The organism is Pantoea sp. BR_17 (assembly GCF_041955125.1).
GTDB lineage: Bacteria > Pseudomonadota > Gammaproteobacteria > Enterobacterales > Enterobacteriaceae > Pantoea > Pantoea stewartii.
In genome coordinates, this window is sequence record NZ_JAVAXT010000001.1 from 201,206 (window position 1) to 220,850 (window position 19,645).

At 52.5% G+C, this 19,645-nt stretch carries 22 protein-coding genes; 10 read left to right on the forward strand and 12 right to left on the reverse strand.

All coding sequences use genetic code 11. The features are described 5' to 3' along the window. The first annotated feature begins 179 nt into the window (after nucleotides 1–179). The 7 genes from RAC60_RS00900 to oppF all read left to right on the forward strand — a co-directional run bounded on the left by RAC60_RS00900 (nucleotide 180) and on the right by oppF (nucleotide 8,777). Nucleotides 180–827 (forward strand): YchE family NAAT transporter, encoded by a 648-nt coding sequence (locus RAC60_RS00900; RefSeq protein ID WP_006119393.1) that lies wholly within the window; start codon nucleotides 180–182, stop codon nucleotides 825–827. Nucleotides 828–1,412: 585 nt separating this feature from the next. Continuing rightward, complete coding sequence (locus RAC60_RS00905) at nucleotides 1,413–3,032, forward strand: ABC transporter substrate-binding protein (RefSeq protein ID WP_054687700.1); 1,620 nt, start codon at nucleotides 1,413–1,415, stop codon at nucleotides 3,030–3,032. A 155-nt stretch (nucleotides 3,033–3,187) separates the two neighbouring features. Continuing rightward, a complete protein-coding gene (gene oppA / locus RAC60_RS00910) occupies nucleotides 3,188–4,828 on the forward strand; it encodes an oligopeptide ABC transporter substrate-binding protein OppA (protein WP_375092448.1) in 1,641 nt (546 codons plus the stop codon). An 85-nt stretch (nucleotides 4,829–4,913) separates the two neighbouring features. Further along, a complete protein-coding gene (gene oppB / locus RAC60_RS00915) occupies nucleotides 4,914–5,834 on the forward strand; it encodes an oligopeptide ABC transporter permease OppB (RefSeq protein WP_006119378.1) in 921 nt (306 codons plus the stop codon). A 14-nt stretch (nucleotides 5,835–5,848) separates the two neighbouring features. Continuing rightward, nucleotides 5,849–6,757 carry an oligopeptide ABC transporter permease OppC gene (oppC, locus tag RAC60_RS00920; RefSeq protein WP_006119376.1) on the forward strand — a complete coding sequence of 303 codons (909 nt, stop codon included), beginning with the start codon at nucleotides 5,849–5,851 and terminating at the stop codon, nucleotides 6,755–6,757. Nucleotides 6,758–6,768: 11 nt separating this feature from the next. Continuing rightward, on the forward strand, nucleotides 6,769–7,782 hold the full coding sequence (locus RAC60_RS00925; protein WP_006119374.1) for an ABC transporter ATP-binding protein: 1,014 nt from the start codon (nucleotides 6,769–6,771) through the stop codon (nucleotides 7,780–7,782). After that, nucleotides 7,779–8,777 carry a murein tripeptide/oligopeptide ABC transporter ATP binding protein OppF gene (gene oppF, locus RAC60_RS00930; RefSeq protein WP_039343011.1) on the forward strand — a complete coding sequence of 333 codons (999 nt, stop codon included), beginning with the start codon at nucleotides 7,779–7,781 and terminating at the stop codon, nucleotides 8,775–8,777. The genes RAC60_RS00925 and oppF overlap by 4 nt, the downstream gene beginning before the upstream one ends. 47 nt (nucleotides 8,778–8,824) lie before the next feature. Here oppF and RAC60_RS00935 read toward each other — a convergent pair whose 3' ends face one another. Together RAC60_RS00935 and cls are read right to left on the reverse strand one after the other, a co-directional pair. Next, a complete protein-coding gene (locus RAC60_RS00935; protein ID WP_006119371.1) occupies nucleotides 8,825–9,148 on the reverse strand; it encodes an HI1450 family dsDNA-mimic protein in 324 nt (107 codons plus the stop codon). 44 nt (nucleotides 9,149–9,192) lie between these two features. Beyond that, nucleotides 9,193–10,653, reverse strand: a complete 1,461-nt coding sequence (gene cls / locus RAC60_RS00940; protein ID WP_033741857.1) for a cardiolipin synthase — start codon at nucleotides 10,651–10,653, stop codon at nucleotides 9,193–9,195. 162 nt (nucleotides 10,654–10,815) lie between these two features. Between cls and RAC60_RS00945 the strand changes: the two genes are divergently transcribed. Then, on the forward strand, nucleotides 10,816–10,989 hold the full coding sequence (locus tag RAC60_RS00945; RefSeq protein ID WP_006119368.1) for a YciY family protein: 174 nt from the start codon (nucleotides 10,816–10,818) through the stop codon (nucleotides 10,987–10,989). A gap of 29 nt (nucleotides 10,990–11,018) precedes the next feature. On the opposite strand, the gene RAC60_RS00950 is transcribed toward RAC60_RS00945, so the two are convergent. Together RAC60_RS00950 and RAC60_RS00955 are read right to left on the reverse strand one after the other, a co-directional pair. Further along, nucleotides 11,019–11,192, reverse strand: coding sequence for a hypothetical protein (locus tag RAC60_RS00950; protein WP_006119367.1), 174 nt, complete (start codon nucleotides 11,190–11,192; stop codon nucleotides 11,019–11,021). 40 nt (nucleotides 11,193–11,232) lie between these two features. Further along, nucleotides 11,233–11,529: a YciI family protein gene (locus RAC60_RS00955; RefSeq protein ID WP_006119366.1), complete on the reverse strand. Its 297-nt coding sequence runs from the start codon at nucleotides 11,527–11,529 to the stop codon at nucleotides 11,233–11,235. A gap of 198 nt (nucleotides 11,530–11,727) precedes the next feature. Here RAC60_RS00955 and tonB point away from each other — a divergent pair, with 198 nt between their 5' ends. Continuing rightward, nucleotides 11,728–12,486, forward strand: a complete 759-nt coding sequence (gene tonB / locus RAC60_RS00960) for a TonB system transport protein TonB (RefSeq protein ID WP_375092449.1) — start codon at nucleotides 11,728–11,730, stop codon at nucleotides 12,484–12,486. Between the two features lie 103 nt (nucleotides 12,487–12,589). Here the strand turns inward: tonB and yciA are convergent, their stop codons facing one another. Genes yciA through RAC60_RS00980 form a run of 4 tightly spaced genes read right to left on the reverse strand, consistent with a single transcriptional unit; the run spans nucleotide 12,590 to nucleotide 14,847 of the window. Continuing rightward, nucleotides 12,590–13,012: an acyl-CoA thioester hydrolase YciA gene (gene yciA / locus RAC60_RS00965; RefSeq protein WP_006119364.1), complete on the reverse strand. Its 423-nt coding sequence runs from the start codon at nucleotides 13,010–13,012 to the stop codon at nucleotides 12,590–12,592. A 60-nt stretch (nucleotides 13,013–13,072) separates the two neighbouring features. Continuing rightward, nucleotides 13,073–13,612 (reverse strand): septation protein A, encoded by a 540-nt coding sequence (locus RAC60_RS00970; protein WP_006119363.1) that lies wholly within the window; start codon nucleotides 13,610–13,612, stop codon nucleotides 13,073–13,075. A gap of 56 nt (nucleotides 13,613–13,668) precedes the next feature. Then, entirely contained in the window at nucleotides 13,669–14,403 is a 735-nt protein-coding gene (locus tag RAC60_RS00975) for a YciC family protein (protein ID WP_058708082.1), read from the reverse strand. A 27-nt stretch (nucleotides 14,404–14,430) separates the two neighbouring features. Then, nucleotides 14,431–14,847, reverse strand: a complete 417-nt coding sequence (locus RAC60_RS00980) for a YkgJ family cysteine cluster protein (RefSeq protein WP_033741845.1) — start codon at nucleotides 14,845–14,847, stop codon at nucleotides 14,431–14,433. A 252-nt stretch (nucleotides 14,848–15,099) separates the two neighbouring features. On the opposite strand from RAC60_RS00980, the gene ompW reads away from it, so the two are divergent. Then, on the forward strand, nucleotides 15,100–15,732 hold the full coding sequence (ompW, locus tag RAC60_RS00985; RefSeq protein WP_205953220.1) for an outer membrane protein OmpW: 633 nt from the start codon (nucleotides 15,100–15,102) through the stop codon (nucleotides 15,730–15,732). Between the two features lie 48 nt (nucleotides 15,733–15,780). Here the strand turns inward: ompW and RAC60_RS00990 are convergent, their stop codons facing one another. The 4 genes from RAC60_RS00990 to trpCF form a co-directional block, all read right to left on the reverse strand. Beyond that, nucleotides 15,781–16,095 carry a BON domain-containing protein gene (locus tag RAC60_RS00990; RefSeq protein WP_006119359.1) on the reverse strand — a complete coding sequence of 105 codons (315 nt, stop codon included), beginning with the start codon at nucleotides 16,093–16,095 and terminating at the stop codon, nucleotides 15,781–15,783. Nucleotides 16,096–16,244: 149 nt separating this feature from the next. After that, nucleotides 16,245–17,048, reverse strand: a complete 804-nt coding sequence (trpA, locus tag RAC60_RS00995) for a tryptophan synthase subunit alpha (RefSeq protein ID WP_375092450.1) — start codon at nucleotides 17,046–17,048, stop codon at nucleotides 16,245–16,247. Further along, on the reverse strand, nucleotides 17,048–18,238 hold the full coding sequence (trpB, locus tag RAC60_RS01000; protein WP_033741842.1) for a tryptophan synthase subunit beta: 1,191 nt from the start codon (nucleotides 18,236–18,238) through the stop codon (nucleotides 17,048–17,050). The genes trpA and trpB overlap by 1 nt, the downstream gene beginning before the upstream one ends. Nucleotides 18,239–18,282: 44 nt before the next feature. Continuing rightward, on the reverse strand, nucleotides 18,283–19,644 hold the full coding sequence (trpCF, locus tag RAC60_RS01005) for a bifunctional indole-3-glycerol-phosphate synthase TrpC/phosphoribosylanthranilate isomerase TrpF (RefSeq protein WP_039342988.1): 1,362 nt from the start codon (nucleotides 19,642–19,644) through the stop codon (nucleotides 18,283–18,285). Nucleotide 19,645 lies beyond the last annotated feature (1 nt).

The following is a 19,645-nucleotide window of genomic DNA, read 5'->3' on the forward strand; positions in this document are numbered from 1 at the left end:
AGGGCGATGAGGTTAAAAGCGGTAACAAAAGTAACATCTGCCAGCCATTGTGGAATGGCTGGTTTAACGCCCTAAACTGTAAGTAAATTAACAGAATAAATAACTCTCGCTTCAACTGGCGTGCGCGGCGTTTTTACCTTACATTAGGCGCGTTTTTCATCTGGGATGTGGAGTGAACCGTGAATCCTGCGCTGTTAGATCTTTCTGGCTATATCAAGTTTTTCGTAGGCCTGTTTGCACTGGTGAATCCCATTGGCATCATTCCGGTGTTTATCAGCATGACGCGTTATCAGGGCGTGGCAGAACGTAATAAAACGAATCTCACCGCAAACCTTGCTGTGGCCATTATTCTCTGGACGTCGCTGTTTTTAGGGGATGCCATTCTGCATGTGTTTGGCATCTCAATTGATTCTTTCCGTATTGCCGGGGGCATTCTGGTTGTCACGATAGCGATGTCGATGATCAGCGGAAAGCTGGGCGAAGATAAACAAAACAAGCAGGAAAAAACAGAAACCGCGATTCGCGAAAGTATTGGCGTTGTTCCGCTGGCTTTACCGCTGATGGCCGGGCCCGGCGCAATCAGCTCAACTATCGTCTGGAGTACGCGCTATCACAGTTGGTTAAATCTGCTGGGATTTACCGTGGCAGTGGCCATTTTTGCCTTCAGTTGTTGGTTACTGTTTCGTGCCGCCCCTATTATGGTCAGAGTACTGGGGCAAACGGGCATCAACGTCATCACCCGTATCATGGGGCTGCTGTTAATGGCGCTGGGCATCGAATTTGTGGTAACAGGCATTAAAGCGATTTTTCCAGGGCTGGTAAGCTGAATACCCACTTATTTTAACAAGCATAAAAAGACAGGCATCAAAAGAGTGCAATACGACACAATATTGCACTCTAAACGGGCAATTATTTGCACCGCTGTATATCCCCTCCGGGTTATCACTTTCCCTAATACTCAGTGCGCGTCCCGATAGTACGCGCCTGGCCTTCCTGTCATCAATCTCACCTTATATTCTGCTTTGACGATGCATGTTGGCATGATTAATGCTGGTAAAGGCCCATTAATGCCTTTTTAAATGGCACATCGGGAAAGAATGACGCTACAACAACGCAGTCAAAATCGGTGAATGTAATATTCTGGTTAGAATAGCATCAAATCTATGAATATTTTTATAATTCAGTAGGTTAATGTATTTTTAGGCTAAAAATTAACACTTCCACTGGGAAAAATCTCATGATAAAAGAGAAACAGATAACATTTTAACTATTTAGTTTTGGCGCCGTCATTCAGCTTCTGCTAATTTTCGGCGCATTGAGCATGTTTTCCCGAAGGTCGAAATAGCAAGATTTTTTTCTTGATGCAGACGGGATTGCAGAATAAAAACGGGCAGGTCAACAAGGTGTGGTAAATGAACGCTCAGCAATATTGGTCTTGTCTGGCACTAGGTGTGATGACTGCTTTACCCGTCTGTGCGGCCAGCGTACCCGCCGGCGTGACCTTATCGCCACAGCAGCAAATTGTCATTAACAATGGCTCCGAAGTGGCCTCACTTGACCCGCATAAGACGGAAGGTGTGCCGGAATCCAATATTATCCTGAATCTGCTGGACGGGCTGGTTAATACAGATAATAACGGTAAGGTTGTCCCCGGTGTGGCTGAGAGCTGGGAAAATCAGCAAGGAAAAATCTGGACCTTCACGCTGCGCAACGATGCAAAATGGAGCAACGGCGAACCGGTAACGGCTAACGATTTTGTTTACAGCTGGCGACGCCTGGCCGATCCGAAAACTGCATCTCCTTACACCAGTTATCTGCAGGCGGCGCATATTGCCAATGCCGACGAGATTATTGCGGGTAAAGCGGCACCAGACCAACTGGGCGTAAAAGCGATTGACGATCACCATTTACAGGTCACTTTAACAGAGCCCGTTCCCTATCTGATTGCCATGCTGGCGCATACGGCTATGAAACCCGTGTATGCACCCGCTATCCAGAAATGGGGCGAGGCGTGGACTCAACCCGGGCATTATGTTGGTAATGGTGCTTATACCTTAAGTGACTGGGTCGTCAACGAAAAAATTGTCCTGAAGCGCAATCCGCTTTACTGGAACAACGCGCAAACCGTGATTGAGCAGGGGACATTTCTGCCGATCAGTTCTGAGAACAGCGACATTAACCGCTATCGCAGCGGTGGCCTGGATATGACCAACAGCGCCATCCCGCCCAATATGTTCGCGAAGCTGCGTAAGGACATCGGCGACGAAGTCAAAGTCAGCCCCTTGTTGTGTACGTTTTATTATGAAATCAACAACAAAAAGCCGCCTTTTACTGATGCGCGCGTGCGCGCGGCTATAAAGATGACGCTGGACCGCGACATTATCGCCAAAAAGATTATGGGGCAGGGCCAGATTCCGGCTTACAGTTTTACACCGCCCTATACCAATGGGGCCGCGTTAGCCACACCGGAATGGATGACCTGGTCCCAGTCGCAGCGCAATGAGGCGGCAAAGAAACTGCTGGCGGAAGCGGGTTTCGACAGTAAAAATCCTTTGCGTTTTACGCTGCTCTATAACACCTCCGATCAAAATAAAACCCAGGCGATTGCTGCAGCGTCAATGTGGCAGCGCAACCTCGGGGCGCAGGTCACCTTACAAAATCAGGAATGGAAAACGCTGCTGGAAACGCGTCATCAGGCACAGTATGACGTGGTGCGGGCCACATGGTGCGCGGATTATAACGAGCCCTCTACTTTCCTGAATATGTTCCTGAGTCCGTCGTCGACCAATACCGCGTTTTATCGTAGTGCGGCCTTTGATCGGCTGATGGCAGACACGCTAAGCGTCACAAAGGATGCTGACCGCGCGGCATTGTATCAGCAGGCTGAAACACAACTCGACAAAGACTCGGCAATTGTGCCAGTTTACTACCGCGTCAGCGTGAGGCTGGTTAAACCCTGGGTTGGCGGGTTCACCGGCCACGATCCGCAGGACATGACAGATCTGAAATATTATTTCATTAAACAACACTGATAACGCGCTTATCCGGCGGCACAGCCGGGAAGGGCGTTACCGTGCTGACCACGCTACAGGGTCAATGCTCCCCAGGTGAAAACACCGGGGCCCGAATACGGGGAACACTGAGGTCGCAAACACCCTCGGTGAAAATAAAAAAACTGGAGTTAAGAATGAACAACATCACGAAGAAAACCCTGATTGCTGCCAGCGTCTTTGCAGCGATGAGTGCGCTCACAGCCAACAGCGTTATCGCCGCCACGGTCCCTGCCGGGGTTGAGCTGGCCGCGAAGCAGGAGCTGGTAAAAGGAAACGGTAGCGAGGTTCAGTCACTGGATCCGCACAAAATTGAAGGCGTACCGGAATCGAACGTCAGCCGTGACCTGTTTGAAGGACTGGTGATCAGCGATACCAACGGCCATCCGATTCCTGGCGTGGCAGAGAGCTGGGATAATAAAGACTTTAAAGTCTGGACCTTCCATCTGCGCAAAAATGCCAAATGGTCAAACGGTGAGCCGGTGACTGCTCAGGATTTCGTTTACAGCTGGCAGCGTCTGGCCGATCCGAAAACCGCGTCTCCTTATGCCAGCTATCTGCAATACGGTCACCTGGCCAACGTTGACGATATTATCGCCGGTAAGAAACCGCCAACAGATTTGGGCGTGAAGGCGCTTGACGATCATACGCTGCAAGTGACCCTGAGCGAGCCGGTTCCGTATTTCTATAAATTACTGATTCACTCCTCAATGTCGCCGGTAAACAAAGCGGTTATTGAGAAATTCGGTGATAAGTGGACCCAGCCTGAAAATATCGTCAGCAATGGTGCCTTTAAGCTGGAATCTCACGTCATTAACGAACGTATTACCGTTGTGCGCAACCCTAATTACTGGGATAACGCGCATACCGTGCTGAACAAAGTCACCTTCCTGCCTATTTCGTCAGAAGTCAGTGATGTTAACCGTTACTTCTCTGATAACGGCAGTGACATGACCTATAACAATCTGCCGATTGAGCTGTTCAAAAAATTACAGCGTGACAACGGTAAAGAGCTGCATGTTGACCCTTATCTGTGCACCTACTATTACGAAATTAATAATCAGAAAGCGCCTTTCACCGATCCGCGCGTACGTGCCGCATTGAAACTGGGTATCGACCGCGACATTATCGTGGATAAAGTGCTGGCGCAGGGCCAGAAGCCAGCCTACAGCTACACGCCACCTGCAACAGATGGTATGGAACTGGTGAAGCCAGAGTGGTTTACCTGGTCACAGGAAAAACGTAATGCTGAAGCCAAAAAGCTGCTGGCTGAAGCCGGTTACACGGCAGACAAACCGTTAACGTTTACGCTCCTGTACAACACCTCCGATCTGCATAAAAAACTGGCCATTGCCGCCTCGTCGATTTGGGCCAAAAATCTGGGTGTGAAAGTGAAGCTGGAGAACCAGGAGTGGAAAACCTTCCTGGATACGCGTCATCAGGGCAACTTCGACGTTGCACGTGCAGGCTGGTGTGCAGACTATAACGAACCGACGTCGTTCCTGAATACCATGCTGTCTGACAGCAGTAACAACACCGCGCACTACAAGAGCCCGGCCTTCGACAAGCTGATGAAAGATGCCCTGGCCACGACCGATGATAAAGCCCGGTCGGCTGACTATGAAAAAGCTGAGCAGCAGCTGGATAAAGACTCTGCCATCGTGCCATTGTACTACTACGTGAACACCCGTCTGGTGAAACCGTATGTCGGTGGTTATACCGGTAAAGATCCGCTGGATAACGTCGCAGACAGAAACCTGTACATCATTAAGCACTAACAGAACACCAAGAACAGCGGCGGCGCCATGAGCGCCGCCTGTATTTTTTAATGCAATGTGAAGCACCAGCCTGGTAGGTACGGCAATGTTAAAATTCATTTTGCGTCGGTTACTTGAAGCCATCCCGACGCTTTTCGTCCTTATTACTATCTCCTTCTTTATGATGCGACTGGCCCCCGGCAGTCCGTTCACGGGTGAGCGTACGCTGTCGCCAGAGGTGATGGCGAATATCGAGGCGAAATATCACCTCAACGATCCCATTGGCAAGCAATATGTTGATTACCTGATTCAACTGGCCCATGGCGACTTTGGCCCCTCGTTTAAATATAAAGACTATTCGGTAAACTACCTGGTTGGTCATGCCTTTCCGGTGTCGGCCAAACTGGGGCTGGCTGCCTTTATCCTGGCCGTAGTACTGGGCGTGACGGCAGGGGTTATCGCCGCGCTGAAGCAAAACACCCTTTGGGATTACGTCGTCATGGGGGTGGCAATGACCGGCGTGGTCATACCGAGTTTTGTGGTTGCCCCGCTGTTAGTCCTGATTTTCGCCATTACGCTGAAATGGCTGCCGGGTGGCGGCTGGAACGGTGGACAGTGGAACTATATGCTGCTGCCGATGGTGGCGTTATCCCTGGCTTACATTGCCAGTATCGCGCGTATCACTCGTGGCTCGATGATTGAGGTGATGCATTCCAACTTTATCCGTACCGCGCGAGCCAAAGGGTTGCCGTTACGTCGTATCGTTTTACGTCACGCGCTCAAGCCAGCACTGTTGCCGGTTATTTCCTATATGGGACCGGCATTTGTGGGCATTATTACTGGCTCTATGGTGATTGAATCTATTTACGGACTGCCCGGTATCGGTCAGCTGTTTGTCAACGGCGCGCTTAACCGTGACTACTCGCTGGTACTGAGCCTGACGATTCTGGTGGGGCTGTTGACCATTCTGTTTAACGCGATCGTCGATGTGCTCTATGCCGTTATCGACCCGAAAATTCGCTACTGATTCTGGAGTTCGCCATGATGTTAAGTAAGAAAAATAGCGAAGCTCTTGATGCATTCAGTGAAAAACTGGAAGTCGAAGGGCGTAGCCTGTGGCAGGATGCCCGTCGCCGTTTTATTCATAACCGGGCCGCGTTAATCAGCCTGATGGTGCTGATGTTAATCACGCTGTTTGTAATTTTCGCGCCTATGTTGTCACCGTTCTCCTATTTCGATACCGACTGGGGAATGATGTCATCGCCGCCAGATACCACGTCCGGACACTGGTTTGGCACCGACTCGTCGGGGCGTGATCTGCTGGTGCGCGTCGCCATTGGTGGTCGTATTTCGTTAATGGTGGGCATTGCCGCTGCGTTGATCGCCGTGGTGGTGGGAACGCTCTACGGTTCCATTGCCGGTTACCTTGGTGGAAAAATCGACTCCGTGATGATGCGTATTCTGGAAATCCTTAACTCCTTCCCGTTTATGTTTTTCGTCATTCTGTTGGTCACCTTCTTTGGCCGTAACATCCTGCTGATTTTTGCTGCTATCGGTATGGTGTCGTGGCTGGACATGGCGCGTATCGTGCGTGGACAAACTCTGAGCCTGAAGCGCAAAGAGTTTATTGAAGCGGCGCATGTCGGCGGCGTTTCGACCTGGAAAATCGTGACGCGCCATATCGTGCCTAACGTGCTGGGCGTGGTGGTGGTTTACGCCTCGCTGCTGGTACCCAGCATGATTCTGTTCGAATCATTCCTGAGCTTTCTCGGCCTGGGCACCCAGGAGCCGCTGAGTAGCTGGGGGGCGCTGTTGAGCGATGGGGCTAACTCCATGGAAGTTTCGCCGTGGCTGTTGCTGTTCCCGGCCATTTTCCTGGTGGTCACGCTGTTCTGTTTTAACTTTATTGGCGATGGCCTGCGTGATGCCCTCGACCCCAAAGATCGTTAAGGAGTTTCCCGATGACTATTCATGAATTTCAGCCTGCTCAGGCTGCACGCGCGGGAAGCGACCTGTTGCTTGAAGTGAAAGACTTACGTGTTACGTTCGGCACCCATGACGGTGATGTCACCGCCGTGAACGATCTCAATTTCTCACTGCGTGCCGGGGAAACCCTGGGCATTGTCGGTGAGTCAGGCTCGGGTAAATCGCAAACCGCGTTTGCGCTGATGGGCCTGCTGGCCAGCAATGGCCGCATTGGCGGCTCTGCGTTGTTCAACGGTAAAGAGATTCTTAATCTGCCGGAAAAACAGTTAAACCGGCTGCGCGCTGAACAAATCGCGATGATTTTTCAGGATCCCATGACATCACTGAATCCGTATATGCGGGTCGGCGAACAGTTAATGGAAGTGCTGAAACTGCACAAAGGCATGAGCAGCGCTCAGGCCTTTGAAGAGTCGGTGAAAATGCTGGACGCGGTAAAAATGCCCGAAGCCCGCAAACGCATGAAGATGTACCCACATGAGTTTTCGGGCGGGATGCGTCAGCGCGTGATGATCGCGATGGCGCTCCTGTGCCGGCCTAAGCTGCTGATTGCGGATGAACCGACGACCGCACTGGATGTTACGGTGCAGGCGCAGATTATGACGCTGCTGAATGAGCTGAAGCGCGAGTTCAATACGGCGATCATCATGATTACCCACGATCTGGGCGTGGTGGCCGGGATCTGCGATAAAGTGCTGGTGATGTATGCAGGCCGCACCATGGAATACGGTCGCGCGCGCGATGTGTTTTATCAGCCGGCTCACCCCTACTCGATTGGTCTCCTGAATGCGGTGCCAAGACTGGATGCAGAAGGTGAAAGCCTGACCACCATTCCGGGTAATCCACCAAACCTGCTGCGTCTGCCGCAGGGTTGTCCGTTCCAGCCGCGCTGTCCGCATGCCATGGATATCTGTTCCAAAGCACCGCCGCTGTTACCGTTTGCAGAAGGGCGCTTGCGCGCCTGCTTTAAGCCGGTGGAGGAACTCGTATGAGCCTGGCAGAAAAAAAAGTCCTACTCGAAATTGCCGATCTGAAAGTTCATTTCGACATCAAGGATGACAAGCAGTGGTTCTGGCAGCCGCCAAAAACGCTGAAGGCCGTGGATGGTGTCAGTCTGCGCCTGTACGAAGGGGAAACGCTGGGTGTGGTGGGCGAATCCGGCTGCGGTAAATCCACGCTGGCACGAGCGATTATCGGGTTAGTAAAAGCCACGGAAGGCCGTGTCACCTGGCTTGGCCGTAACCTGCTGGGGCAGAGTGAGGAAGAGTGGCGTAAGGCGCGTAGCGATATCCAGATGATATTTCAGGATCCGCTGGCCTCGCTTAACCCGCGTATGACCATCGGCGATATTATCGCCGAGCCCTTACGTACCTATCACCCTGAGCTTTCTCGCCAGGACATCAAAGATCGCGTCAAAACGATGATGATGAAAGTGGGCTTGTTGCCTAACCTGATTAACCGGTATCCGCACGAGTTTTCAGGCGGTCAGTGTCAGCGTATCGGCATTGCGCGTGCATTGATTCTTGAGCCTAAACTGATCATCTGTGATGAACCGGTCTCTGCACTGGATGTGTCCATTCAGGCGCAGGTGGTCAACCTGCTACAGCAACTGCAGCGAGAAATGGGGCTGTCGCTGATCTTTATCGCCCACGACCTGGCGGTGGTGAAGCACATCTCGGATCGCGTACTGGTGATGTATCTGGGCCACGCGGTGGAGCTGGGCACCTACGATGAGGTGTATACCCATCCGCAGCATCCTTATACCAAAGCGCTGATGTCAGCCGTACCGATTCCCGATCCGGATCTGGAAAAAAATAAGCAGATTCAGTTGCTGGAAGGGGAGTTACCGTCGCCGATCAATCCGCCATCCGGGTGCGTTTTCCGCACCCGCTGCCCGATTGCCGGACCGGAATGCGCCAAAACGCGGCCGCTGCTCGAAGGCAGCTTCCGCCATGCGGTGTCCTGCCTGAAGGTGGATCCGCTTTAAACCAAAACGCCGGGCTGTTGCCCGGCGTTTTCGTTACGAGGTGAGGACTACTCACGCCACAAAATATGGCACAGCTTATGATCTTTTTCCCGACACAGCAGTACGCGCGCAAACACATCGGTAATAGGTTCGCCGTCTGCTTCGCCCAGACCAATGACCACTTCAGAGAAAAAGTCGGGGTTCAAATCGAAGTCCACGTGCTCCTGCCAGTCTTCGCCCGGATCAAACAGTTCTGCGCCGCCACGCTCTTCAAACTGCAGATTGAAAAGAATAATGTCTGCAGGGTCAAGGTTGTCACCTGCCAGTTCAAGAAAAATGTCGTAGGCCTGTTCCAGCGTTTCGTCTTCTGTCAGGCGGTTGTTCAGATCCATTTTCGGTCCCGTTTATCTGAGGGCAGTTCGTAATTTCGCTCGTTTTACAGTAAAGGACTAAAGAAGTAAAACAGTCGTTCGACAATCCGCTTCCACCAGGCACGTTTTGCCCACCGTCTGGCGTCAAGCAGGCGCGAACGGGCAATATAGTCGTCCTGGACGCAGGCCAAATCGCTGCCAAATCCGGCATCATCGACGGCGAGTGTAATTTCGAAATTCAGCCATAAGCTGCGCATATCGAGATTCACGGTCCCCACTAAACTCAACTGACCATCGACCAGCACGCTCTTGGTATGCAGCAGGCCATCTTCAAACTGGTAGATCTTAACGCCGGCCTCAAGCAGCTCACTAAAAAACGAACGGCTGGCCCAGCTTACCAGCAGAGAGTCGTTGTGCCGGGGAACCACCAGACTCACATTGACACCACGTAGCGCAGCCGTGCAGATGGCATGCAGCAGATCGTCACTGGGCACCAGATAAGGCGTGGTCATGATCAGCTGTTCGCGGGCAGAGTAGACCGCCGTAAGCAACGCCTGATGAATTAAATCCTCGGGGAAACCGGGACCGGAAGCGATCACCTGAACGGTATGACCACTTTCCTGTTCGAACGGCATAATATTGCGGTCGGGCGGTGGGGGCAGAATACGCTTGCCGGTCTCAATTTCCCAGTCACAGCTGTAAACGATCCCCATGGCGGTTGATACCGGCCCTTCCATACGCGCCATCAGATCGACCCACTGACCCACGCCCGCGTCCTGTTTAAAAAAGCGCGGGTCCACCAGATTCATGCTGCCGGTATAGGCGATATAGTTGTCAATCAACACCATTTTGCGATGCTGACGTAAATCCATACGACGCAGAAAGACACGCAGCAGGCTGACCTGTAGCGCCTCAACCACATCAATACCCGCATTACGCATCATCCCGACCCACGGGCTGCGGAAGAAGGCGACGCTCCCTGCGGAATCCAGCATAAGGCGGCAGTGAACACCGCGCCGCGACGCGGCCATCAGGGATTCGGCGACTTCATCCGCCAGTCCGCCCGGATTCCAGATATAAAACACCATCTCAATATTGTGCCGGGCCAGCTGAATATCCCTGATGAGGGCTTTCATTACATCGTCCGAACTGGTCAACAGCTGTAACTGATTCCCTTTTACCCCTGCGATGCCCTGACGGTTGTTGCACAACTGAAATAACGCCTGCGCGACATCGCTGTAATCGGTGGCAAAGATTTCGGTACGCTTTTTAAGATCATTCAGCCAGCGGGCGGTAGAGGGCCACATCGTTCGCGCGCGTTCAGCCCGGCGTTTACCCAGATGCAATTCACCAAACGACAGATAAGCAATAATGCCAACCAGTGGCAGAATAAAAATAATCAGCAGCCATGCCATTGCCGAGGTTACGGCTCGTCGCTTCATCAGAATGCGCAGGGTAATACCTGCAATCAATAACCAGTAACCAAATACCAATAACCAACTGATAAGCGTATAAAACGTCGTCATTAAGTGGACATCCTGTTCGCGCTTGAATCTGAGAAGTTTACGTGGAGATGGTAGGGAGTGAAACCCTTAATCATCGTGGTATGTCAATGCGAGATCCGATTTGGCATTAGCGCAGAGATCTCTATAATGCGTGCGCGTGAGTCAGATGTCAGAGAGGAAGTTATGAGACGAAGCAGAAACGAAGTGGCCCGCTGGAGAATGTTGCGTCAGGTGCAGCGTCGACGTTCGCGCTGGCTGGAAGGGCAGTCACGCCGCTATAAACGCATCCATGGGATTCGCCATCAACTGGCGCAACAGCAACGTCGTTCCATTCTGTTTATCACACAAAATCTCTGATGACGCAGCCGCGCGAAGCGGCTGTTAAATTACTGTCCGGTCATCAATAAGTTGACGTTAACCAACTGGACGGCTGCCGCCAGTACAATCAGCATGACGATCAGGTGTTTTTTGTTTCGCCAGCCGTGCTTTCGCCACAGATACAACGCGCCACCCACAAGCAGGGTGATGACCAGCAGCAGGGCCATGATAATGGCATGCATTCAGACTATCTCTGTAGAAGCGTCAGTGTTGCCGCCGGGCTCAGAAAACCCGCTTAAACGGCTTGACGCTGACGTGTTTGTAAACACCGGCCGCAATATAGGGATCGTCCGCTGCCCAGGCCTGGGCCGTTTCCAGTGACGGAAACTCTGCAATCACCGTGGAGCCGGTAAAACCGGCTACGCCAGGATCGTTACTGTCAACCGCAGGCATGGGGCCTGCAACGATCAAACGGCCTTCTTCATGCAGCAGCTTCAGACGCGCAAGGTGAGCGGGGCGCACCGCGTTGCGTTTTTCCAGAGAATCGGCGTTATCTTCAGCATAAATGACGTAAAGCACTAGGGCGCTCCCATTGACTCTATAAATTTTGCAACACGGTAAGGGATAGTTAAGTAGAGTGCAAACGAAACCTTGCGTCAATAACGTGCTGAGCATAATGGGCTAAAGGGGCTTTTTTCGCCCGGCAATAAGGTGATTATTGAAACTGATTGCTATTTGCATTTAAAATCAGGGCTTCATTTGATAACTGCGATTGTTATGACCACGCTGACTATGCCCTTACCGAAACGCACGCCTGTCGCCATGATGTTGTCCGTTGTGCTCCATGGTGCAGTCATTGCCGGTATTCTCTATGCGTCTTTTCATCAAACCAGAGAACTGCCCAAAGCATCCCAGCCAATCAGTGTGACAATGGTCGCGCCCGAGGTTCAGCCTGAACCCGCAATCACGCAACCGACACCGCAACCGGAACCCCAGCCAGCCCCCGAGCCTGTTGCCGAGCCGAAACCTGCTCCGGAACCGCCTAAAGCTGAGCCAGTGCCGATTCCCAAACCGGAACCCAAACCTGAGCCAAAACCCAGACCGCGGCACCAGCCCAAACATACACAGTCAAAACGCGAAGTAAAACCGCGTGAGGAAGCGAAGCCCCAGGCCAACCCCTTTAAGCAGGATGCGCCTGCAACACAGACTAAGCCTGCGACAGCGCCGAAAACCACACCGTCAGCGACGCCTGCGCAGACCGCCTCAACCGGCCCAAAAGCGCTGAATATCAGCAAGCCAGCCTATCCACCACGCGCGGCGGCCCTGCGAGTAGAAGGCCGTGTCAGAGTGAAATTTGATGTGGACAGTGACGGACGGGTCGACAACATCGATATTCTGTCTGCGGAACCGCGCAACATGTTTGAGCGCAGCGTCAAACAGGCCATGCGTTCGTGGCGCTATCAGAGCGGTAAGCCCGGTACCGGTCTGACGATGAATATTGTGTTTAAAATTAACGGCGGGGCCAGCCTTGAATAAGGCTTGTGAGGCGTTTCAGCAATGTGAAGTCGGCTAAGCGGGCCCGGACCCACCCGGGTCCGGTTCAGATTCAGCCTGTCTGCGATGTCAGGCTGAACCGCACTCAGGCAGGGGCTGACTGATTGTCCCGTCCCGCAGGCAGTTGACGGGGATGGCCTTCATTATCCACCGCAACATAAATAAAGACCGCTTCGGTTGCGCAATAGGTCTGACCAATAGGCTCAGACGACACTTTCTTAATCCATACCTGCACATTGATCGTCATTGAGCTGTTGCCCGTGCGAATGCACTTTGCGTAGCAACTGACAACATCGCCGACCGCGACGGGTTTTAAAAAGGTCATGCCATCCACTCTGACGGTGACGACACGGCCCTCGGCGATTTCTTTTGCCAGAATGGCACCGCCCATATCCATTTGCGACATTAACCAGCCACCGAAGATGTCGCCGTTTGCGTTAGTATCCGCAGGCATCGCGAGCGTCCGCATGACCATTTCGCCCTGGGGCAATTTATGTTTTTCGTCCATTGTGTTGTTTTCTTATGTAATGAATGAAAGAAAGTCTGCCCGCACAGACGGGCAGCAGGTTTATTTTTGCTGTTGTTGCGGCATTTTACGCCAGATATAGAGCCCACTCAGTAAGGTAAAGAGTAGCGTCAGGCCGGTCAGCCCAAACACTTTAAAGTTAACCCAGACTGACTGAGGTAACCAAAATGCCACATAGATATTCGCCAGACCACACAATAAAAAGAAGAGGGCCCAGGCAATATTCAGATTGCGCCATACGGTGTTGGGTAACTCCAGCTCTTTTCCCAACATGGTCTGAATTAACGGCTGTTTCATAAACCACTGGCTGAACAGTAACGCCAGCGCAAACAGGCTGTAGATCACCGTGACTTTCCATTTAATAAATTCATCATTATGGAAAACCAGGGTGAGCGTGCCAAACACCGCCACCAGCACAAACGTAAAAATGGTCATTTTTTCAAGCTTGCGATAGAGCACCCAGCTTGCCACCAGCGCCAGGCCGGTCGCGACAACCAGGGCTCCTGAGGCGACGAAGATGTCGTACAACTTATAAAAAATAAAGAAAACCACAAGGGGAAGAAAGTCGAGTAACTGCTTCATAGTCATTCCAGTTAAGGCGGTATTCCCGGCCAGTGCGCCCGAAGGCGCACGGACAATCAACGTAACAGCATATAAAGCCGGTACAGGTAAATTACTAACAGGGTTGAAATCAGATTCCCGATAGCGGTGAAAATCACCGTCGACACGTTCATCGGCAGCACCACTAACGAGGTAAAGAAAAACATCACTGCCAGTTTTGCCAGCAGCCACAGAATAATGGCTGGCGCAATCAGTCTGACGTTTTTCCAGGCCATGCGCATGCTGGCGCGCATGGCGGCGATAACGCCCAGTTTTTCATTTGCCAGAATGATTGGCGACAACGAGAGCACGATGGTAAGCAGCACGCCAGGCACCACCAGAACCATAAAACCCAGTTGGGCGACCAGGGTGATCAAAAAGGTCAGCAGCAGCAGTTTCGGTAATAAAGGCGCGGCTGTACCAATGGCACGCAGCGCGCTCACGCGCTGGCCAGACGATACCAGCGGAATCAGGCACAGCATACCGCCCAACAGCAGCGTATTGCCGACAAGGCCTGCAAAAGTACCCGCAGCAGACGCACGCAGCAGAACCTGCTGCTGTTCGGGCGACATGCTCTGCACCATTTCAAACAGCGAGGCACTGCTGATATCGCCTTGCTGCAGGATCGCCATTTGATCGTCACCCGGTGTGAACGCATGTAAAAGCATCACTGTGACAAACGCGGTCAACAGTGACATCAGCACCAGGGTAATCAGTTGATGACGAAAAAAATTTCCTGTGTCACGGTATAACGAGCTTGCCGTGATAGACATGTACACTCCTTGAAAGAACCGGGTTAATTAACCCGTCGATTGTACATGTTCTGGCGGCTCGCTGGCACCCGCAACCGGATAACTTTCTGTCATAACAGGTAAAGATGGGTGAAACAGTGCGGGAAGGCCATAGCGTGCCCGGGCCCGATCGCAGCCTTCATTCCCGATCCCGTTTTCGCCGGACATAGCAAACTCCCGGCAGGGCGAGGGGCGGTTCTCATAAATACTGCACGACACGCAGTGGCCGATTTCCCCTTCAAGCGCAATACAGCGCGGCGAACGATCGTTCGTCCCACGCATATTTCGCATCATCAGACTTAAAGGTTCCGTTAATTCTGTGGGAACGGGGCCGCCCGCATCGTCGGCTTCAGCCCAGTAAAACGAGACGCGGAAGTGGGCACAGCAGGCACCACAGCTAATACAGGGGTTTGTAGTTTCACTCATTTGATCGCCCGCCACCTCTAAGGCATCGAACCAAAATCACAGGGGGAGATGAGCAAAGTAATGCCGCTCCATTTTTTCGGCAAGCACTATTTGTGTCCGGGATACGGGCATAAAATTGATCTGAGTCAATCCATTGTTTTTTAAATCATTTTTCCGTCTTGATTTAGATGCATTTATAAAAAAATCGCGCTAAACCTGTGCGCACAAAAAAATGATTCAGTGCAGGCACCTTACTTTCTCACAGGAGTGACTATGAAACTGGCTAAATGCGCCATGCTGCTGGCGCTTGCGTTACCTCAACTGGCACTGGCCCACCAGGCAGGTGATTTTTTTATTCGCGCAGGTAGCGCCACCGTTCGACCTAACGAAGGCTCGGATAACGTACTGGGTATGGGCGGATTCAGTGCCAGTAATGATACCCAACTGGGTTTAACGTTCACCTATATGGCGACAGACAATATTGGCGTCGAGCTACTGGCCGCCACACCGTTCCGCCATAAAGTTGGCCTTGGCCCAACGGGCACGCTGGCGACGGTCCGGCAATTGCCGCCCACGCTGATGGCACAGTACTACTTCTTTGACAGCCAAAGCAAAGCGCGACCCTATGTCGGCGTCGGCATTAACTACACGACGTTTTACGATGCAAAGTTTAATCAGACCGGTCGTGATGCGGGATTAAGTGATCTCAGTGTGAAAGACTCGTGGGGCATTGCCGGTCAGGTAGGGCTGGATTATCAGATTAACCGTGACTGGCTGCTGAATGCATCATTGTGGTACATGGATATTGATACGAACGTGAAATTTAAAGCGGGCGATCAGCAGCAAAATATTCATATGCGTGTTGACCCCTGGGTATTCTTCTTTGGCGCAGGTTATCGCTTCTGAAGAAAAAAGGGCCACGCAATGCGTGGCCCTTTTGGGTTTAAAACGGCGTTATTTAATTTGCATGTTATTTACGACGGATCTTACCCCAGCAACGCTTCGGGTCACCTGAACGGCACGGTTAGCCATTTGTGGTGAGCTGACAAAGCCGCTGAGCTGCACTTTACCTTTAAAGGTTTCAACGTTGATTTCGGTTGATTTCAGCGACTCATCTTTTAACAATTCGGCTTTCACTTTGGTGGTAATCACGGTGTCATCAATGTAACCGCCGGTGCCTTCTTTCGTTGGCGTTGGCGCACAGGCGCTGAGTGTTAATGCAACAACAGCCGCGACCATGGCACTTGCCAGCACTTTAAACCATTTCATTGCTTCTCTCCCTGTCACAAATAGGATACGTCGTTACCATAACGGCGCCTGTTAATTGTGGTGCAGAAAATCCGAAATGGGCAAACGGACAGCGAAAAAAAACAGCGAAATCATGCCTTACCGGGCGGTAAGGCATAAGGTGAAGGCTGTTAGCGGGTGGCGGCTTTGAGATCGTGGATAAATGTTCTCAATGCGTCCAGCATGACCTCTGGCTCGGCGTGATGCTTTTCAATAATTTTCACAACAGCGGAACCTGAAATTGCACCGGCTGTGCCTGCCACGAGAGAGTCTTTTACCTGGGAAGGTTCGGAAATGCCAAAGCCCTGTAGCGGCGGGGCTGCATGGTATTCCTTCAGGCGGGTTATCAGATGATCAAGTGGCAGGCTGGCCCGCTTTTCAGTACCCGTGACGCCCGCTCGTGATAACAGATAGGTGTAACCGCGACCGTGAGAAGCGATTTCGCGCAGAAGTTCATCGCTGGCGTTAGGTGGGCAGATGAAAATGGGCGCAATACCGTGACGCATAGCCGCCTGACGGAACGGTGCCGATTCCTCTACGGGCACATCAGCCACGAGGACAGAGTCGACCCCCGCTTTGGCACAACGCGCATAAAAGTCATCAATACCATTGCTGAACACCAGATTGGCATACATCAGTAAACCTATCGGGAGTTCGGGATATTTTTGACGAATCGCCGCGAGCATTTCAAAACACTGTGCCGTCGTCGTTCCGCCAGCGAAGGCACGCAGTGTTGCACTTTGAATAGTAGGACCATCTGCTAAAGGATCAGAAAAGGGAATTCCCAGTTCAAGTGCGTCAGCTCCGCCTTCTACCAGCGCATCGATAATGCGTAATGACAGGGCAGGTGACGGGTCACCCAGAGTTACGAAGGGAACCAGCGCACCTTCTTTCTTCGCCGCCAGACGCGTAAACAGTCGATCATAACGTTCCATCAAATTTCTCCCTGCGCAGTCAGAATATCGTGAACGGTGAAGATATCTTTATCACCCCGACCAGAAAGGTTCACCACAATCAGCTGCTCTTTCTCCGGCTCCGCCTTCGCCATTTTTAACGCATGGGCCAGCGCATGGGCGGATTCAAGCGCAGGGATAATGCCTTCCGCACGACACAGCGTTTTAAAGGCTGCCAGCGCTTCATTGTCGGTGACGGAAACATAGTCCGCGCGGCCGATGCTGTTCAGATGGGCGTGCTGAGGGCCGACTGACGGGAAATCGAGGCCGGCAGAAATCGAGTAGGACTCTTCGATTTGCCCTTCGCTGGTCTGCATCATCGGGGCTTTCATCCCAAAGTAGATGCCGACCCGGCCGTGTTTCAGCGGTGCGCCGTGCTCACCGGTTTCGATACCGTGGCCCGCTGGCTCAACGCCAATCAGTTTGACGCTCTCTTCCTCGATGAAATCGGCAAACATGCCAATCGCATTGGAGCCGCCGCCGACGCAGGCGATGACGGCGTCGGGCAGACGTCCTTCTTTTTCCAGAATCTGTTTTTTCGTCTCTTCACCGATCATGCGCTGGAACTCACGCACGATGGTCGGGAAGGGGTGCGGGCCGGCCGCGGTGCCCAGCATATAGTGGGCGGTTTCATAGCTGCCCGACCAGTCACGCAGCGCCTCGTTACAGGCATCTTTCAGGGTGGCGGAACCGCTGTGAACCGGAATCACTTCGGCACCCATCAGGCGCATACGAAAGACGTTAGGTGACTGACGCTCAACATCCTTGGCGCCCATGTAGATGCGGCATTTCATGCCCAGCAGCGCACAGGCCAGGGCTGAAGCCACACCATGCTGACCGGCTCCGGTTTCCGCTATAATCTCGTTTTTGCCCATCCGTTTAGCCAGCAACGCTTGTCCCAGTACCTGGTTCGTTTTGTGCGCGCCGCCGTGCAGCAGATCTTCACGTTTCAGGTAAAGGCGGGTTTGAGTGCCTTTGGTCAGGTTACCGCACAGGGTTAAGGCTGTCGGGCGGCCGGCATAGTTTTTCAACAGGTCGGTAAATTCAGCCTGAAACTCAGGGTCTTTTTGGGCGCTGACAAAGGCTTCTTCAAGCTGCTTCAGCGCAGGCATCAGAATTTGTGGCACGTACATGCCGCCAAACTCGCCGAAATAGGGATTAAGTAAAGTCATGGATCTATCCTTTTGTGTGCCCGCCTTCAGGCGGGCCAGTCCAGTCAGTAGGCGCGAAGCGTTCGGAACACCGCCGCAATTTTGCTGGCATCTTTGATGCCTGGCGCGCTTTCTACACCGGAATTAAAATCGAGTCCTGCACAACCCAACTGTGCGGCTTCCACACAGTTATCCGCGCTCAGCCCACCGGCCAGCAGAACATTCTTCAGGTCCTGCCCGTGTAGCAGCGACCAGTCAAAGGTCTGGCCCGAACCGCCCTGACCATTATCGAAAACGTAACGGTCAATATGCGGCCAGTTACGTTCTGGCAACGCGTCGCTGATGCTGAGCGCTTTCCAGATTTGTACCTGTTCAGGCAGTGCCTGATAAAGCGCAGCCACATAAGCGTGGTCTTCATCGCCATGCAACTGCACAGCAGCCAGCTGCAATGATTCCACTTTAGTGACAATGTCACTTATTGCCGCATTGCGGAACACACCCACATAGTTAAGCGGGGCACCGGCTATCACGGCACGTGCTTTCTCGGTATCCACCTGACGCGGCGAGCCCTCGGCAAAAATAATTCCGCCGTAAATAGCGCCGGCATCACAGGCCGCGCAGGCATCTTCAGGGCGCGTCAGTCCGCATACCTTGTTGCTGCCCAGGGTGACACGTCGCACCGCAGCATGAAGATCCTCTTCTTCCATCAATGCCGAACCAATCAGGAAGCCATTTGCAAAATGACTCAGTTCACGCACATCGCGGTAATTGTTGATGCCCGATTCGCTGATAACGGTCACACCTTGCCCCAGGCGCGGCGCAAGCTGACGCGTCCGGTTGAGATCAATCGACAGATCGCGCAGGTCGCGGTTATTAATGCCGACCACTTTGGCTTCCAGCGCAATCGCGCGTTCCAGCTCCTGCTCATTGCTGACTTCAGTCAAAACGCCCATCTGCAGGCTGTGTGCGATGGCGGAAAGCTGACGATACTGCTCATCATCCACGACCGACAGCATCAGCAGGATGGCGTCAGCCTGATAAAAACGCGCCAGATAAATTTGATAAGGGTCGATGATAAAGTCTTTACACAGCACCGGCTGCGTAATCGCAGCACTGACGACGGGCAAAAAGGCAAAGTCGCCCTGGAAATATTTTTCGTCGGTTAATACCGAAACGGCAGAAGCATAATGGCGATACACCCCGGCGATCATTTCGGGATCGAAATCATCGCGGATCAGCCCTTTTGAAGGCGAAGCCTTTTTGCATTCCAGAATAAAGGCAGTGCGGGTGCCCTGCAGTGCGTCATAAAAGCTACGGCTGGAAGGAACAATGCGCGGCTGGAAGCTTTCCAGCGGTTGCTGCTGCTTACGCGCTTCAACCCAGACGGCTTTGTCTTTCACGATTTTATCTAACACTGTACCCTGCATG

Coding starts and splice junctions, on each gene's coding strand:
- RAC60_RS00905 (WP_054687700.1), top strand. CDS start 1,413: ATGAACGCTCAGCAATATTGGTCTTGTCTGGCACTAGGTGTGATGACT.
- oppA (WP_375092448.1), top strand. CDS start 3,188: ATGAACAACATCACGAAGAAAACCCTGATTGCTGCCAGCGTCTTTGCA.
- oppB (WP_006119378.1), top strand. CDS start 4,914: ATGTTAAAATTCATTTTGCGTCGGTTACTTGAAGCCATCCCGACGCTT.
- oppC (WP_006119376.1), top strand. CDS start 5,849: ATGATGTTAAGTAAGAAAAATAGCGAAGCTCTTGATGCATTCAGTGAA.
- RAC60_RS00925 (WP_006119374.1), top strand. CDS start 6,769: ATGACTATTCATGAATTTCAGCCTGCTCAGGCTGCACGCGCGGGAAGC.
- oppF (WP_039343011.1), top strand. CDS start 7,779: ATGAGCCTGGCAGAAAAAAAAGTCCTACTCGAAATTGCCGATCTGAAA.
- RAC60_RS00935 (WP_006119371.1), bottom strand. CDS start 9,148: ATGGATCTGAACAACCGCCTGACAGAAGACGAAACGCTGGAACAGGCC.
- cls (WP_033741857.1), bottom strand. CDS start 10,653: ATGACGACGTTTTATACGCTTATCAGTTGGTTATTGGTATTTGGTTAC.
- RAC60_RS00945 (WP_006119368.1), top strand. CDS start 10,816: ATGAGACGAAGCAGAAACGAAGTGGCCCGCTGGAGAATGTTGCGTCAG.
- RAC60_RS00950 (WP_006119367.1), bottom strand. CDS start 11,192: ATGCATGCCATTATCATGGCCCTGCTGCTGGTCATCACCCTGCTTGTG.
- tonB (WP_375092449.1), top strand. CDS start 11,728: ATGACCACGCTGACTATGCCCTTACCGAAACGCACGCCTGTCGCCATG.
- yciA (WP_006119364.1), bottom strand. CDS start 13,012: ATGGACGAAAAACATAAATTGCCCCAGGGCGAAATGGTCATGCGGACG.
- RAC60_RS00970 (WP_006119363.1), bottom strand. CDS start 13,612: ATGAAGCAGTTACTCGACTTTCTTCCCCTTGTGGTTTTCTTTATTTTT.
- RAC60_RS00975 (WP_058708082.1), bottom strand. CDS start 14,403: ATGTCTATCACGGCAAGCTCGTTATACCGTGACACAGGAAATTTTTTT.
- RAC60_RS00980 (WP_033741845.1), bottom strand. CDS start 14,847: ATGAGTGAAACTACAAACCCCTGTATTAGCTGTGGTGCCTGCTGTGCC.
- ompW (WP_205953220.1), top strand. CDS start 15,100: ATGAAACTGGCTAAATGCGCCATGCTGCTGGCGCTTGCGTTACCTCAA.
- RAC60_RS00990 (WP_006119359.1), bottom strand. CDS start 16,095: ATGAAATGGTTTAAAGTGCTGGCAAGTGCCATGGTCGCGGCTGTTGTT.
- trpA (WP_375092450.1), bottom strand. CDS start 17,048: ATGGAACGTTATGATCGACTGTTTACGCGTCTGGCGGCGAAGAAAGAA.
- trpB (WP_033741842.1), bottom strand. CDS start 18,238: ATGACTTTACTTAATCCCTATTTCGGCGAGTTTGGCGGCATGTACGTG.
- trpCF (WP_039342988.1), bottom strand. CDS start 19,644: ATGCAGGGTACAGTGTTAGATAAAATCGTGAAAGACAAAGCCGTCTGG.